The following is a 15,430-nucleotide window of genomic DNA, read 5'->3' as shown; positions in this document are numbered from 1 at the left end:
TGCGACGGATGGCTGAACTGATAAAATAGGGGATTCTTTGCCCAGGCGGCCTCGCCATGTCCAGCACACCGCACTCTGCCATTGACCTCAGCTTTCGCAGCTATGCGGAAATCGGCGCGCCGAACCGGCATGATTTCGTGCAACTGGTGCTGCCCGTGCATGGCCAGCTGTTGCTGGAAATCGACGGCAGGGAGGGGAAAGTCGATACGCAGCTGGGCGTGGTGATCCCGGCGCACACTTGGCATGCCCAGCATAGCAAGGTGGCCAACCATTCCATCATCCTCGATGTGCAGGCGGCCGCCGTGGCCACGGGCTGCTGGCAGCGCCTGCTGGAGCGTCCTTATACGGCGATCGGGCCGGGCGCCCGCAAGCTGATTGAATACCTGGGCGTCATGGCGCAGCAGCAGGCGCTGACACCGGCCATCGTCACAGGCTGGACGCCGCTATTGCTCGATACCTTGCTGCTGGGAGAGCCGCAACCCCGTTCGCGCCTGGGCGCGCTGATTGCCCGCGTGCAAGCCGAGCCGGGCTTGCCATGGTCGACGGCGTTGATGGCGCGCTTTGCCAGTCTGAGCGTCAGCCGCCTGCATGCCCTGTTCCGCGAAGAACAGGGTAACAGTCCGCATGCCTGGCTGCTGCAGCAACGCTTGGCGCGGGCTTGCGACTTGCTTGCCGCCAGCGACGCCAGCCTCGCCGAGATTGCGCTGGCGGCCGGCTTTTCCGAGCAGAGCGCACTGACGCGCGCCATGCGCGACAGCATGGATGTCACGCCTGCCGCCTACCGGCGCGCATGTCGCGAGAAACGGTCAATAAGGCAGTAGCTGGCGCCAAGAACAGACGCGGCAGACTTGCCACAATCTCCTTTTCAGGAGATTGACCATGCATCAAGAGAACAAGAACCGGCTGGGCATGCTGGCCGGCATAGGCGCGGGTGCGCTATGGGGGCTGGTGTTCCTGGCGCCGGCGCTGATCCCCGCATTCCAGCCGCTGGAACTGTCCGTGGGCCGCTACCTGGCGTATGGCCTGATCGCGGCCGTGCTGGTCGCGCCATCGTGGCGGCGCCTGCTGCGCAGCTTGACCTGGCGCGAATGGCGCGGGCTGATCTGGCTCAGCCTGACAGGCAATATTATCTATTACGTGCTGCTGGCCAGCGCCGTGCAGACGGGTGGCGTGGCCATGACGTCGATGGTGATCGGCTTGCTGCCGCTGGTCGTCACACTCGTGGGCAGCCGCGACCGGCACGCCGTGCCGCTGCGGCGCCTGGTCCCTTCGTTGCTGCTGAGCGCGGGCGGGCTGGCTTGCATCAGCTGGCAGTCGCTGGCCAGTCCCCGCCATGCATCGCTACTGGGTTTGCTGTGTGCGCTGGCGGCGCTGCTGTCGTGGACGGTGTATGCGGTTGGCAATAGCCGCTGGCTGGGGCGGCTGCGCTCGGTCTCGGCGCAGGAGTGGAATTTGCTGACGGGCGTGGTCACGGGCGGTGCCGCGCTGCTGCTGGCCATTCCCGTCGCGCTTGCCGCACCAGCCGCGCATGGCGGCACGGCCTGGCAGCAATTTGCCGCCGTCGTCACGGGCGTCGCGCTGCTGTGTTCTGTCGTCGGCAATGGCTTGTGGAATTATGCCAGCCGCGTCTTGCCGCTGACCCTGATGGGGCAGATGATCGTCTTTGAATTCCTGTTTGCCTTGCTGTACGGCTACTTGTGGGAGCAGCGCTGGCCCACGCTGGCCGAGGCAGCGGCCACCATGCTGTTGCTGGCAGGCGTGGCGGCTTGCGCCGCGGTGCACCGGCCGCAGCGGGCAGCCGGTACGGCAGCTGCCTGATCGGCATCACGCATGGTAAGGGCAAGGCGCGATGAGGGGCAGGGGCCTTCAGTCCCGTTCGGGCACCGGCACGTTGAAGCCGTTCAGCGTGGTCGAGACCAGCGCGTACAGGCCCACCAGGTAAATGAGTTCGTTGGTGCCGTGCTGGCCAAAGGTGGCCAGCGCCAGCCGGTATACCGGCTCCGGCAGCGTGCCCGCGCGGCTGAGCGCGTAGGCGAGGTCGTAGGCCACGCTTTCATGCTTGTCCAGGTCGCCCGGCTTGACGTCGGCCACCAGCGTGGCCAGGCGCTCGGCCGACATGCCTTCGCGCTCCGCGACGGCGATGTGGGCGTAGATTTCATAGGCGGCGTTGTAGCGCGCGCCGACCACCAGGATGGCAATCTGGCGCACGTTGTCGGGCAACGTGGCGTTGGCTGTCATGGCCAGGGTCAGGTCCCAGATGGCCTTGCCGATGGCCGGTTCGTGCAGCCACGGATTCCATGGCCCCATCAGGGCGCCGTCTTCGCGCACGGCGATGAAATCGTTAAAATTGCTGGTGATGCCTTTGCGCATGTCGTCATACAGCGGCTTCTGTTCGGGCGTCAGGTCTTGCGGGGCGATCAGGGGCAGGCGCATGGAAACTCCTTGCTGGGTGAGTGAGCGGTGGGCGGCCGGAGCCAGCAGCTAGTATAGCCGCCTGACGGCAGGCGCCCGTTCGCTGTCGCACGCCTCGTCGGGCGCTGGAGGCTTGCGCCGATTTGCGCCTACTTGCGCGGCTCGTGTATCCGGAATTTCCTGACGATGCCCGCCTGGTCGAACATGACGGCCACTTCGCGCGTGCCTTTTTCGCCCAGCAGGGGGATCAGCCGTGTCACTTTGGGCGTTTGCAGCTGGTTCTTGTAGACCCAGACTTCATAGCCGGGATCGAAGCTGACCACGGTGGCGTTGCCCAGAGCCGCGTCGAGGTCGAGGCGGGTGGTCTTGCCGACCTTGATGTTTTGATAGATGGCGCCATTGTCCGGCGCGCGATTGACTTTGTATTCACTGGCGGTGCACATGGCCACGGCCAGGCCCGCGAGGCAGGAAGCTGCCAGTTTTATCAATGTGTTCATATGGACTCCCAGTGTGCATCACTGCTTCCAATCTCAGAGGGGACGGGCGTGATGTCAGGAGGGGAGTGTGCTTGTGTCGCCACGAATGTGCTACAAGATTATACAAAGTCGCACAAAGCGATGCCGACGGTACCGGCAGGCGGTACTTTCACCGGCTTTGTAATACCTCGGTCGACAATGCCAGGGTTTCCTTGATTTCTTCCATCACCACATAGCTTTTTGATTGCGCGGCGCCGGGCAGCTGCAGCAGCATGTCGCCCAGCAGCTTGCGGTACTCGGCCATTTCATGGATGCGCGCCTTGATCAGGTAATCGAAGTCGCCGGACACCAGGTGGCATTCCTGCACTTCGGGAATTTGCAGCACTTCGCGGCGGAATTGCTCGAAGGCGGACGCGGATTTTTGATTGAGCGTAATCTCTACGAAAACGAGCAGCTTGGCGCCCAGCGCGGCCGGGTTCACCTTGGCATGGTAGCCCGTGATGACGCCGTCGCGCTCCATGCGCTTGACCCGCTCGATGCAGGGCGTAATGGACAGTCCCACCTGTTCACCGAGGTCTTTCATCGAGATGCGGCCATCCTGTTGCAGGATGCGCAGAATGTGGCGATCCAGCTTGTCGAGGCCACGTGCCGATTCTTTAAGGATTCTCATGATTTATTGCTGAATATCTCAATTTATACGTGAACAAATACTGGCTCTTTCCCAATATGATAGCGGTTAATCTGGCGTTAGCCTAAAAAATATAATGAGGAAACTATGCGTATCGTGATTCTGGGTAGCGGCGTCATCGGCGTCACCAGTGCTTACTATCTGGCCAAGGCAGGACATGAGGTGACCGTCATTGACCGCCAGCCGGGCCCTGCACTGGAAACCAGTTTCGCGAATGCGGGGCAAATCTCGCCCGGCTACGCCTCGCCTTGGGCTGCGCCCGGCATTCCCCTGAAAGCCGTGAAGTGGATGATGCAGCGCCACGCGCCACTGGCCATCTCGCTCGACGGCAGCGCCGCCCAGCTCAAATGGATGTGGCAGATGTTGCGTAATTGCACACCGGAAGCGTATGCCGTGAACAAGGAGCGCATGGTGCGCCTGGCCGAATACAGCCGCGACTGCTTCAAGGTCTTGCGCGCCGAGGCGGGCATCACCTATGAAGGCCGCCAGCAAGGCACGATGCAATTGTTCCGTACCGAAAAGCAATACAACGACGCCGCGAAAGATATCGAAGTGTTGAAAGACGCGGGCGTGCCATATGAAGTGCTGCAGCGTAACGAGCTGTCGCGCGCCGAACCTGCCCTGGAAGGTGTCAAGGACAAGCTGTTTGGCGGCTTGCGCCTGCCCAACGATGAAACGGGCGATTGCCAGCTGTTTACCACGCGTCTGTCCGAGATGGCCGTGGCGCTGGGCGTGAAGTTCCGCTATGGCGTGTCCATCGACGCGCTGCTGACGCAGGGCGATGAAATCGCTGGCGTGCAATGTGGCGCGGAAATCGTCAAGGCTGATTCCTATGTGGTGGCGCTCGGTTCCTACTCGACGGGCTTCATGAAGCCGCTGCTCGACATTCCCGTGTATCCGCTGAAGGGCTATTCGATCACCGTGCCTATCGTCAACGCAGCCAAGGCGCCTGTGTCGACCATCCTCGATGAAACCTATAAAATTGCCGTGACCCGTTTCGATGACCGCATCCGCGTGGGCGGCATGGCGGAAATCGCCGGCTATAACCTGAACCTGAACCCGCGACGCCGCGAAACCCTGGAAATGGTCGTCAACGACCTGTTTCCCGGCGGCGGCAACACGGCGGAAGCCACGTTCTGGACGGGTTTACGCCCGATGACGCCGGACGGCACGCCGATCGTCGGCCGCACGCCGCTGCGCAACCTGTTCCTCAATACGGGCCACGGCACGCTGGGCTGGACCATGTCCTGCGGTTCGGCGCAATTGCTGGCTGACCTGATGTCGTCGAAACAGCCGGCGATTCTGGCTGACGACCTGTCTGTCAGCCGCTACAGCGGCGCACAGCGCGGCGGCAAGTTGCAATACGCGGGAGCCTGAGATGGCGGGAAGCATGCCTCCAAAGGAACGTAGCGGCGCCATCCTGACGGTAGACCTGGACGCCGTGCGCGCCAACTACCGCTTGCTGCGCGACAAGGCGCACCCGGCCGCCTGCTCGGCCGTGGTGAAGTCCGACGCGTATGGCCTTGGCGCCGCGCAAGTGGGCGCGGCCCTGTATGAAGAAGGTTGCCGCCATTTCTTCGTGGCACATCTGGAAGAGGGCATCAGCCTGCGCCCGCACGTGGCTTCCGACGCGGACATCTTCGTGCTGCACGGCCCGCCCGTCGGCACGGAAGGCGAATTCACGGCCCATGGCTTGACACCAGTGCTCAACAGCGAGCCGCAGGTGGCCGGCTGGCGCGCGCACGCCAAGGCATTGGGGAAAACCCTGGACGCCATCGTACAGGTCGACACGGGCATGTCGCGCATGGGCCTGTCGCCGCAGGAAATCGACGGCTGGCTGCTCGACCCGCACTTTCTCGACGGCATCAAGGTGCGCTATATCATGAGTCACCTGGCGTGCGCCGACGAGCGGAGCAACCCCATGAATGGCGAGCAGCTGGCCCGTTTCATCGCCATCCGCGCCCGTTTGCCGCAATACCGCGCCAGCCTGGCCAATTCCTCGGGCATCTTTTTGTCGCGCGATTTTCACTTTGACCTGGTGCGCCCCGGTGCGGCCCTGTATGGCATCGGGCCACAGGGCGGCGAACCCAATCCCCTGCGCTCCGTGGTGCGCCTGCAAGGCAAGGTCATGCAGACGCGCACGATTGCCGCCGGCGACCACGTGGGCTACAGCCGCCGCTACACGGCCAGCGAGCCGCGCCAGGTGGCGACAGTGTCCGTCGGCTACGCCGATGGCTGGCTGCGCAGCATGAGCAACCAGGGCCTGGCCATCGTCGACGGCGTGAAAGTGCCGCAGATCGGCGCCATTTCGATGGATTCCATCACGCTCGACGTGAGCGCCATCGCCGAAGAGCGTGTCGTGCCGGGCAGCCTGGTCGACCTGATTTGCGCCGAACATCCGGTCGATGCCGTGGCGGCCATGGCCAATACCATCGGCTATGAGGTGCTGACCAACCTGGGCGGGCGCTACTACCGCGAGTACCAGGGATTGGCCGGCGCCGCACGCTAGGCAGCGCCAAACCCATGATTGTGTGGCAAGATAGCCCTGGTGTGAGCTTCACTCCAGGGCTTTCTTTTAACCGTTATCGGGGACTTTCATGAGCCAATATCAAGTCGCAATCATCGTCGGCAGCCTGCGCAAGGATTCCTTCAACCGCAAGCTGGCCGACGCCATCATCAAGCTGGCGCCGCCCGAGTTTTCCTTCAAGCACATCGACATCGGCGACTTGCCGCTGTACAACCAGGATGACGACGGTGCGCAAGCCGAGCAAGTGCTGCGCCTGAAGTCGGATATTTCCGCTTCGCAAGCCTTGCTCTTCCTTACCCCCGAATACAACCGTTCGATCCCCGGCGTGCTGAAAAACGCCCTCGACCACGGCTCGCGCCCTTACGGCCAGAGCGTGTGGGGCGGCAAGCCGGGCGCCGTGCTGGGCGTTTCCGTGGGCGCCACCGGTACGGCCCTGGCGCAGCAGCATTTGCGCAATGTGCTGGCTTACCTGGATGTGCCGCTGCTGGGCCAGCCCGAAATGTTTATCCAGGCCAAGGAAGGCCTGTTTGACGAGCATGGCGGTATCGGCCCGGCCAGCCTCGGTTTCTTCCAGGGCTGGATGCAGCGCTACGCGGACTGGGTACGCAAGCACGCCATCCACGCTTGATGCAGGTCAAGGCGGCAGCGCCCTGCGTTGCCGCTTGTAGCGTTTCTTTGACCATGGATGCCAAGATTTCAATATTGGCACGGGTCTCTCGGTATAATGCGCTCTTTCTTTAGCGCAATACGTCCTCGACTATTCCCTTTCTTGCCGACCTCATGTGGACTAAACCTGTTCTGCGCATGAATTTGCGCCGTTTGATCGTGCTCGTGGCCTTTGCCAGTGCCCTGGTGTCCCTGGCCAATACGTTTTATGCCAGCTACAGCGTGCAGCGCCAGTTGCTGATCGATACCACGCTGGAAGCGAACCACGCGTATGCGAGCAAGCTGGCCAGCACGGCCGAGGATTTCCTGCAATCGGCGCGCCAGCAGCTCGCCTACAGCGCCGGCAGCCTGCCATCGCGCATGGGCGACGGGCAATGGCTGACGGACGAGGCGCAGCGCCTGCGCCTGCAAACGAACAGCTTCAATTCCGTGCTCATCGTCGATGCCCAGGGCAAGGTACTGGGCGTGTCACCGGAAACGCTGGCCCTGAAAAACCGCACGCTCGATTCGGTCGGCGCCATCCAGGCGCTGCGCGAGCGGCGCCCGCTGGTGACGCAGCCGTACGTGTCCTCGGCCGGCAACCTGGTAGTCTTCGTTTCGCATCCCATCGTCGGCAAGGACGGCCGCTACCTCGGTTATGTGGGCGGCAGCATTTATCTGAAACAGAAAAACATCCTGTACACCATGCTGGGCCAGCATTATTACCGCGACGGCTCCTACCTGTACGTGGTCGACCAGAGCCGGCGCCTGCTGTACCACCCGGATCCCGAGCGCCTGGGCGACGTGGCCGGCAGCAATGAAGTCATCGACGCCATCATCGCGCAGCAGGGCGGCGGCAACCGGCGCATGCACAACAGCCTGGGCGTGGACATGCTGGCCGGCTACGCCATCATGCCGTCGACGGGCTGGGGCATCGTTGCGCAGCGCCCGACGGCCATGACCCTGGCCCCGCTGAACCAGCTGATGGCCAATACGGTCTGGCATTCCCTGCCGATCGCCTTGCTGACCCTGCCATTCATCTGGTGGCTGGCCAGCCTGATTTCGCGGCCCCTGGTGCAGCTGGCCGAAGGTGCGCGGCGCATGGATGTGCCAGGCACGGCCGAACACATCGCCGCCATTCGCTCCTGGTATGTGGAGGCGGCGCAGATCAAGAAAGCCTTGCTGAAGGGCTTGGCGTTGCTGCAGAACAAGATCGGCAAGCTGAAGACCGACGTGCAGACGGACCCGCTGACGGGCCTGTCGAACCGCCGCGGCATGGCGGCGGCGCTGGACGACTGGCAGGCGCAGGCGCGGCCGTTTTCCGTCATCGCCATCGACATCGACCATTTCAAGCAAGTCAACGACCAGTGGGGCCATGCCGTAGGCGACGATGTCATCCTGCGCCTGGCACAGCTGATGCGTGCCTGTTCGCGCGATGCCGATGTGCTGTGCCGCAATGGCGGCGATGAATTCATCATGCTGCTGCCCGATGCCGACCTGGACGTGGCCATGCAGGTGGCCGAGCGCTTGCGCGCCAAGGTGGCGGCCGCCGTGATTCCCGGCGCGGGCGCCGTCACGGTCTCGCTGGGCGTGGTTTCGTCTTCGCACGGGGAGCGCAGCACGGACGCCGTGTTGCTGGCTGCCGACGCGGCTCTGTATGTGGCCAAGGAAAATGGCCGCAACCGCGTGGGCCTGGCCGAGCCCGCCTGAGGCATTATCCGCCGGAGCGGTTTGATCTTGTCATTCGGGAAACGTCAAACTGATCCTATGTTTTCTCCTGATTCTGAGTCTGTTATGTTTTACTGCAAAAGCCTAGAGTGGAGGCCTGGGTAAAACACAGACGCACGGCGTCGGGAAGGCTGTCCATGTTAGGGCTCACTGCATTGGAACTGGCACGCGTCCAGTTCGGCTTCACCATCTCGTTCCACATCATTTTTCCTGCCATCACGATCGGCCTGGCCAGTTACCTGACGGTGCTGGAGGCGGCGTGGCTGCGCACGCAGGACGGCGTGTACCGCGACCTGTACCACTTCTGGTCAAAGATTTTCGCCGTCAATTTCGGCATGGGTGTCGTTTCCGGCCTCGTCATGGCGTACCAGTTCGGCACCAACTGGAGTTTCTTTTCCGATTACGCGGGCAGCATCACGGGGCCGCTGCTGGCCTATGAAGTGCTGACGGCCTTCTTCCTGGAAGCGGGTTTCCTCGGCGTGATGCTATTCGGCTGGCACCGCGTGGGGCCCGGCCTGCACATGTTCGCCACGGCCATGGTGGCGCTGGGCACCCTGATCTCGGCCACCTGGATCATCGCCTCGAACAGCTGGATGCAGACGCCGCAAGGCCATGAAATTATAGCCGGGCGCGTGGTGCCTGTCGATTGGCTGGCCGTCATCTTCAACCCCTCGTTCCCGTACCGGCTGCTGCACATGAGCGTGGCCGCTTTCCTTGCCACGGCCTTGCTGGTAGTGGCGTCGGCCGCTTGGCATTTGCTGCGCGGCAACGACAATGCTGCCATCCGCAAGATGATGAGCATGGGCTTGTCCATGCTGCTGATCGTCGCGCCCATCCAGGCCGTCATCGGCGACCTGCATGGCTTGAATACGCTGGAGCACCAGCCGGCCAAGCTGGCCGCCATGGAAGGCCACTGGGAAAACACGGGCAAGGAAGGCACGCCGCTGATCCTGTTCGGCTGGCCGGACATGACGCGCGAGGAAACCTTGTACAAGGTGGAAATCCCCCGTCTTGGCGGCCTGATCCTGGCGCATGACTGGAATGGCACCATCCCCGCCTTGAAGGAATTCGCGCCGCGCGACCGGCCCAATGCCGCCGTCGTGTTCTGGTCCTTCCGCATCATGGCGGGGCTGGGCATGCTGATGATCGCGCTGGGACTCTGGAGCGCCTGGCTGCGCTGGCGCGGCAACTTGTGGCGCTCGCGCCTCTTCCTGCGCTGCGCGCTGTGGATGGGGCCCAGCGGACTGGTGGCCATGCTGGCAGGCTGGTACACGACGGAGATCGGCCGCCAGCCGTGGACCGTGTACGGCTTGCTGCGCACGGAAGATGCCGTCTCGGCCCACGGCGCCACGCAGCTGGGCATCACCCTGGTGTTGTTCGTCGTCATCTATTTTGCCGTGTTCGGCACGGGCATCGGCTACCTGTTGCGCCTGATCCGGGTCGGGCCGCAGCCGCACGAAGGGGAGAGCGTCGAACACGGTGGCCCCGGCCAGGAGCGCACGCCTGCACGGCCCATGTCGGCCGCGCATCTTGAAGAGCAAGCACAAGGAGGACATTCGCATGGGCATTGATCTGCCACTACTGTGGGCCATCATTATTCTGTTCAGCATCATGATGTATGTGGTGATGGATGGTTTCGACCTGGGCATCGGCATCCTGTATCCGTTTTTCCAGGACAAGAGCGAGCGCGACGTGATGATGAACACGGTAGCGCCTGTCTGGGATGGCAATGAAACCTGGCTGGTGCTGGGTGGCGCCGGCATGCTGGCCGCCTTTCCGCTTGCCTATTCCGTCGTGCTCAGCGCCTGCTATTTGCCGCTTAGTTTCATGCTGATGGGCCTGATCTTCCGCGGCGTGGCCTTCGAATTCCGCTTCAAGGCGCGCGAGCACGAGCGCCATGTGTGGGACAAGGCATTTATCTGTGGCTCGGTGGCGGCCGCCTTTTTCCAGGGGGTGACCCTGGGCGCCTACATCCAGGGCATGCCGGTGGAGGGCCGCAGCTATGCGGGCGGCGCGCTGGACTGGCTCACGCCGTTTTCCCTGTTCACGGGCGTCGGGTTGGTGGCGGCATATGCCTTGCTGGGCAGCACCTGGCTGATCATGAAGACGCAGGGCAGCCTGCAGGCGCGCGCTTGCCGGCTCACGCGCGTGCTGGTATGGCTGCTGCTGGGCGTGATTGCCGTCATCAGCCTCTGGACGCCGCTGATCGATCCAGCCATCGCCGCGCGCTGGTTTGCGCTACCACAACTGGTCTGGTTTCTGCCCGTGCCGCTGCTGGTACTGGGCGCAGGCTGCTTGCTGCTGCGATCCTTGCGGCAGGGGCGGCAGGTGGCGCCGTTCCTGTGCACCTTGGCGCTTGTCTTCCTCGGCTACACTGGCCTGGGCATCAGCGTGTGGCCGAACATCATCCCGCCGTCGGTCTCGATCTGGGAAGCGTCATCGCCGCCGCAAAGCCAGGGCTTTACCCTGGTGGGGGCGCTGTTCATCATCCCCGTCATCCTCATGTATACGGTGTGGTCATATTATGTGTTTCGTGGCAAAGTCTTGCCGGAAGACGGGTATCACTGATGCAACAACAAGGACAACAGACATGGTGGAAACGACTGGCCTGGATGGCCGGTATCTGGCTGCTCAGCGTGGCCACCCTGGGCTTGGCCGCCTGGGCAATGCGCCTGCTGATGCGGGCGGCGGGGATGGGCAGCTGATGCCGGACGCACTATTGCCTGGCGTGCGCGGCGTGCATTGCCAGGTCGACGGCCGGCTCCATCCGCTGGCCTTCCTCGGCTGCCGCGGACTCAACTATGGCCAGCGCAGCGTGCTGCCGCTGCACCCGTTCCGCCTGAGCGTGCCGGATACGGCGCTGGCGGGGCTGCTCGACGCACCCTTCAACAGTTTTCTGCAGACCTGCCGTGAAGATGACCTGCAGTACGAGGAAAGCGACCTGCCCGCCTTGCAGCAGGCTGGCTATCCCGACATCACAGCCATGCTGGCGGGCCACCGGCCGTTGCTGTCCGGGATGCTGCTGGACTTCATGATCGGCGACCTGATGACCGCCATCGGGCACGCCAGCGGCTACCGGCCGCCACGCGCGCGCCACTGGGGCGATGTGGAGGCGGCCGATGGCCGCGCGTATTTCACCATCAATGAAGTGCAGAAAGTGTCTTTCGCCGATGGCCAGGCTATCTTCGAAGGGCAGGGTTACTACGGCGTGTATGTCATCTGGCTGACGAACGGCAACGAGGGAAAATAGGGGCTTGACCTTCCTCATGTGGGAAGGTTTATAGTCCTGCCATGAACCGTGCCTTTTTCCGCTTTCTCGCCCGCTCACTGCTCTGGCTGCTGGCCGTCACGCTGCCTTTGCAGGGCTTTGCGTCGGCCATGCGCAGCTGCTGCGTGGATGAGCTGGCGGTAGTGGTCACCGTCACCGCTGTAGCAATGGAAGCACCCCAGTGCCACGATATGGCCGACATGCAGATGGCGGACCAGCCGATGAAAATGGCCATGGACGATGGCGGCGCCACGCACCATGGCCACGATTGCAGCAACCATGGCGCTTGCACCGTGGGCGCCACGGCGCCCCCAGGCATGCCAGCCTTGCACGCCTTGACCCTGCGCGCGCCGCCTCCGGCGCTGGCGCCCGATTCCCTGTTCGCCGGGCATATCCCGCCTGGTCCCGAACGTCCCCCGAGAAGCACGCGCTCCGCCTGACCGCCCGTTGAACCTGGCGGTGCCGCCGTCGCACGTCCCTGCATCTTGATCTTGCAGTTTGTACCGGCCGCGCCAGCGTTCCAGTCGCGCGCCCGCCGCGCCATACTTTGTCCTTCAAGGAATACCATGAAACACCTGTTCAGCCTCACGCTGGCCGTGCTGCCGCTGGCCGCCAGTGCTGCCAGCCCTGCCGCATCGACGCCAGCCCCATCCGCCCCGCAAGAGGCGCAAGCGCCCGTGCCGGCCGCCACTTACCGCTCCGCCTTCGCCGGCTACCGTCCCGCCGCAGAAGATGACGCCACGCCCGACCAGGCCTGGCGCTCCGCCAATGAGAAAGTCGGCAAGGCCGGCGGCCACATGGGCATGATGAAGATGGAGGGCCACAAGATGGAAGGCCACAAGATGCCCATGGATAAGCCGAGTCCCAAGCCGGCCACCCAGTCCGCCCCGCAACACCAGCATGAAGGACACTGACATGGCCCGTTTCACAAAATCAACTTGCCTGACGCCGCTGGCGCTGGCGGCCGTCTTGTTCCTCAGCGGCTGCGCCAGCTTTAGCCCCGATGGCGGCATGCAGACGGTGTCCGCGCTGACCGACGCCCGCACGGGCGCTCCCGACGCGCTGGCGGACAAGGGCGGCGAGGAAAAATTGGCTACCCTGCTGGCCCAGCCCCTGGACGCCGACAGCGCCGTGCGCATCGCCCTGATGAACAACCACGGCATGAAAGTGGCGCTGGCCGAACTGGGCGCGTCCGAGGCGGACCTGGTGCAGGCGGGGCGCTTGCGCAATCCCGGCCTGTCGTTCGGCCGCTCGCATGGCAGCCATGGCAATGAAATCGACAGGGGCGTCAGCTTCGACCTGGCCGGCTTGCTGACCATGCCGATGCGCGTGAACATCGAGCGGGGCCGTTTTGAACAGGCCAAGCTGCAGGCCGCCATCAGTGCCGTGCAACTGGCGTCGGACACGCGTCGCGCCTATTTCAATGCCGTGGCCGCCGTGCAGACGGAAGCTTTCATGCAGCGGGCGCTGCTGTCGGCCGAGGCGGGCGCCGAGCTCGCCACGCGCTTGCAGCAGGCGGGCAACTGGAGCCGCCTCGACCAGGCGCGCCAGCAAGTATTTTATGCGGACGCCGTCGGCGACCTGGCCCGCGCGCGCCACCAGGCCACGGCCACGCGCGAGCACCTGACGCGTTTGCTGGGCCTGTGGGGTAAGCAAACGGCCTTTACTTTACCGTCGCGCCTGCCCGATTTGCCTGCTACCCCAGCAGAGCCGGGCAATATCGAGGCGCAAGCCATGGAGCAGCGCCTCGATGTGCAAAGAGCGAAACTCGACGCGCATGCGACGGCCGATGCGCTGGGCCTGGCTAAGGTAACGGGTTTCATCAATGTGCTCGACGTGGGCTACACCAACAAGAGCAGCAGCGAGGCGCCGCGTGAAAACGGCTATGAGGTGTCGCTGGAGTTACCGCTGTTCGACTGGGGCTCGGCGCGCAATGCCAGGGCGCAAGCCTTGTACGAACAGTCGCTGCAGCGCACAGCGGGCACGGCGGTGCGGGCCCGCTCGGAAGTGCGCGAGGCGTATTCCAGCTACCGCACGGCTTACGACCTGGCGCGCCACTACCGCGATGAAGTCGTGCCGCTGCGCAAGACGATTTCGCATGAAGTATTGCTACGCTACAACGGCATGCTGGCCAGCGTGTTCGAGCTGCTGGCCGACGCGCGCGAACAGGTCGCCAGCGTCAACAGCGCCATCGAGACCCAGCGCGATTTCTGGATCGCGCAAACTGAACTGCAAGGCGCCATCAATGGCAGCGGTCCTGCCAACAAGGAATAATGATGATTACACGTAGAAACTTTTTCATGAATGCGGGCGCCGTCGCCCTCAGTGCCGCGGCCGTCAGCAGAGTCGGTGCGGCATCGTTGCCGGAAGCCGTCACGATGGCTGGCGCGGACACCAAGGCGCCGCCACCGCCGCCGAACGGGCGTCCGTATAATCCCGTCGTCACCCTGAATGGGTGGTCCTTGCCCTGGCGCATGAACAACAACGTCAAGGAATTTCATTTGGTGGCCGAACCCGTTGTGCGCGAGCTGGCGCCCGGCATGCAAGCGAACCTGTGGGGCTACAACGGCCAGTCGCCGGGCCCCACCATCGAAGTGGTGGAGGGCGACCGGGTGCGCATCTTTGTCACCAACAAATTGCCGGAACACACGAGCGTGCACTGGCATGGCCAGCGCTTGCCCAACGGCATGGATGGCGTCACGGGTCTGACCCAGCCGGGTATTCCTCCCGGCAAGACCTTCGTGTATGAATTTGTTGCCAAGCGGCCCGGCACCTTCATGTACCACCCGCATGCCGATGAAATGACGCAGATGGCCATGGGCATGATGGGGTTCTGGGTGACGCACCCGAAAGACCCGAACTTCATGAAGGTGGACCGCGATTTCGTCTTCTTGCTGAGCAACTACGACATCGATCCCGGCAGCTATACGCCGAAGATCATGACCATGACGGATTTTAATCTGTTCACCTTCAACAGCCGCGTTTTCCCGGGCATCGACCCCATGGTCGTGCGCCAGGGCGACAAGGTGCGCGTGCGCGTGGGCAATCTGACCATGACGAACCACCCGATCCACATGCATGGCCATGAATTCGAGGTGACTGGCACGGATGGCGGCTGGACGCGCCCCGAGTCGCGCTGGCCCGAGGTGACGACGGACGTGGCCGTGGGCCAGATGCGCGCCGTGGAATTCACGGCCACGGACCTGGGCGACTGGGCTTTCCACTGCCACAAGTCGCACCACACGATGAATGCCATGGGACATGACGTGCCCACCATGATCGGTGTCGACCACCAGGGCGTGGCGGCGAAGATCAACCAGCTCGTGCCCGGCTACATGGTGATGGGCGAACGGGGCATGGCCGACATGGGCGAAATGCAGATGCCGATCCCCGACAACACCTTGCCCATGATGGCCGGCGACGGCCCTTTCGGCGCCATCGGCATGGGAGGCATGTTTACGACAGTCAAGGTGCGCAAGGATCAGAAGCCGGGTGACTACCGCGATCCGGGCTGGTACAAGCACCCGGCCGGCAGCGTGGCTTATGAATGGACGGGCGCCTTGCCGGAACCGGTGCGCGGCCAGGGTGCGGACAAGCAGGCGGCGAAAGGCAGCGTGGAAATGACGGTGCGCAAGCCGGCCGGCCACAGCGGGCATTAATACGGCCTGTTGGCGCCGAGCATCGCA

17 protein-coding genes are annotated in these 15,430 nt (G+C 63.6%); 14 read left to right on the top strand and 3 right to left on the bottom strand.

Translation table 11 applies throughout. The features are described from left to right. Positions 1-56 precede the first annotated feature (56 nt). A complete protein-coding gene (locus ACQ4WY_RS04650; RefSeq protein ID WP_436503025.1) occupies positions 57-821 on the top strand; it encodes a helix-turn-helix domain-containing protein in 765 nt (254 codons plus the stop codon). A 58-nt stretch (positions 822-879) separates the two neighbouring features. Continuing rightward, positions 880-1,818, top strand: coding sequence for a DMT family transporter (locus tag ACQ4WY_RS04645; protein WP_436503024.1), 939 nt, complete (start codon positions 880-882; stop codon positions 1,816-1,818). 48 nt (positions 1,819-1,866) lie between these two features. Here ACQ4WY_RS04645 and ACQ4WY_RS04640 read toward each other — a convergent pair whose 3' ends face one another. The 3 genes from ACQ4WY_RS04640 to ACQ4WY_RS04630 form a co-directional block, all read right to left on the bottom strand. Next, a complete protein-coding gene (locus ACQ4WY_RS04640; RefSeq protein ID WP_353656456.1) occupies positions 1,867-2,433 on the bottom strand; it encodes a carboxymuconolactone decarboxylase family protein in 567 nt (188 codons plus the stop codon). Positions 2,434-2,561: 128 nt separating this feature from the next. Next, entirely contained in the window at positions 2,562-2,909 is a 348-nt protein-coding gene (locus ACQ4WY_RS04635) for a hypothetical protein (RefSeq protein WP_436503023.1), read from the bottom strand. Between the two features lie 148 nt (positions 2,910-3,057). Further along, positions 3,058-3,558 carry an Lrp/AsnC ligand binding domain-containing protein gene (locus tag ACQ4WY_RS04630; protein ID WP_353656458.1) on the bottom strand — a complete coding sequence of 167 codons (501 nt, stop codon included), beginning with the start codon at positions 3,556-3,558 and terminating at the stop codon, positions 3,058-3,060. A 105-nt stretch (positions 3,559-3,663) separates the two neighbouring features. On the opposite strand from ACQ4WY_RS04630, the gene ACQ4WY_RS04625 reads away from it, so the two are divergent. From ACQ4WY_RS04625 to ACQ4WY_RS04570, 12 genes are all read left to right on the top strand, one after another. Then, positions 3,664-4,953, top strand: coding sequence for a D-amino acid dehydrogenase (locus ACQ4WY_RS04625; RefSeq protein ID WP_426070372.1), 1,290 nt, complete (start codon positions 3,664-3,666; stop codon positions 4,951-4,953). A gap of 13 nt (positions 4,954-4,966) precedes the next feature. Further along, the gene (alr, locus tag ACQ4WY_RS04620; RefSeq protein WP_436503022.1) at positions 4,967-6,085 is read left to right on the top strand and encodes an alanine racemase; all 1,119 of its coding nucleotides are present in this window, start codon (positions 4,967-4,969) and stop codon (positions 6,083-6,085) included. An 88-nt stretch (positions 6,086-6,173) separates the two neighbouring features. Next, complete coding sequence (locus tag ACQ4WY_RS04615; RefSeq protein WP_436503021.1) at positions 6,174-6,731, top strand: NADPH-dependent FMN reductase; 558 nt, start codon at positions 6,174-6,176, stop codon at positions 6,729-6,731. A 152-nt stretch (positions 6,732-6,883) separates the two neighbouring features. Next, complete coding sequence (locus ACQ4WY_RS04610) at positions 6,884-8,458, top strand: sensor domain-containing diguanylate cyclase (RefSeq protein WP_436503020.1); 1,575 nt, start codon at positions 6,884-6,886, stop codon at positions 8,456-8,458. Positions 8,459-8,613: 155 nt separating this feature from the next. Further along, complete coding sequence (locus tag ACQ4WY_RS04605; protein ID WP_436503019.1) at positions 8,614-10,047, top strand: cytochrome ubiquinol oxidase subunit I; 1,434 nt, start codon at positions 8,614-8,616, stop codon at positions 10,045-10,047. After that, positions 10,037-11,044, top strand: coding sequence for a cytochrome d ubiquinol oxidase subunit II (gene cydB / locus ACQ4WY_RS04600; RefSeq protein ID WP_436503018.1), 1,008 nt, complete (start codon positions 10,037-10,039; stop codon positions 11,042-11,044). The genes ACQ4WY_RS04605 and cydB overlap by 11 nt, the downstream gene beginning before the upstream one ends. Continuing rightward, positions 11,044-11,181: a DUF2474 domain-containing protein gene (locus ACQ4WY_RS04595; RefSeq protein ID WP_436503017.1), complete on the top strand. Its 138-nt coding sequence runs from the start codon at positions 11,044-11,046 to the stop codon at positions 11,179-11,181. The genes cydB and ACQ4WY_RS04595 overlap by 1 nt, the downstream gene beginning before the upstream one ends. Then, a complete protein-coding gene (locus tag ACQ4WY_RS04590) occupies positions 11,181-11,726 on the top strand; it encodes a hypothetical protein (protein WP_436503016.1) in 546 nt (181 codons plus the stop codon). The genes ACQ4WY_RS04595 and ACQ4WY_RS04590 overlap by 1 nt, the downstream gene beginning before the upstream one ends. A gap of 41 nt (positions 11,727-11,767) precedes the next feature. After that, positions 11,768-12,184 (top strand): hypothetical protein, encoded by a 417-nt coding sequence (locus ACQ4WY_RS04585; protein WP_436503015.1) that lies wholly within the window; start codon positions 11,768-11,770, stop codon positions 12,182-12,184. A gap of 126 nt (positions 12,185-12,310) precedes the next feature. Continuing rightward, the gene (locus ACQ4WY_RS04580) at positions 12,311-12,658 is read left to right on the top strand and encodes a hypothetical protein (RefSeq protein WP_436503014.1); all 348 of its coding nucleotides are present in this window, start codon (positions 12,311-12,313) and stop codon (positions 12,656-12,658) included. 1 nt (position 12,659) lies between these two features. Continuing rightward, entirely contained in the window at positions 12,660-14,018 is a 1,359-nt protein-coding gene (locus ACQ4WY_RS04575; RefSeq protein WP_436503013.1) for a TolC family protein, read from the top strand. A gap of 2 nt (positions 14,019-14,020) precedes the next feature. Further along, positions 14,021-15,403, top strand: coding sequence for a multicopper oxidase family protein (locus ACQ4WY_RS04570; RefSeq protein WP_436503012.1), 1,383 nt, complete (start codon positions 14,021-14,023; stop codon positions 15,401-15,403). Positions 15,404-15,430: the final 27 nt, after the last annotated feature.

It is taken from the genome of Janthinobacterium salmonicoloratum, assembly GCF_051380845.1.
In the GTDB taxonomy this organism is placed as follows: domain Bacteria; phylum Pseudomonadota; class Gammaproteobacteria; order Burkholderiales; family Burkholderiaceae_D; genus Janthinobacterium; species Janthinobacterium lividum_F.
This window is presented reverse-complemented; position numbering and strand designations above follow the sequence as displayed.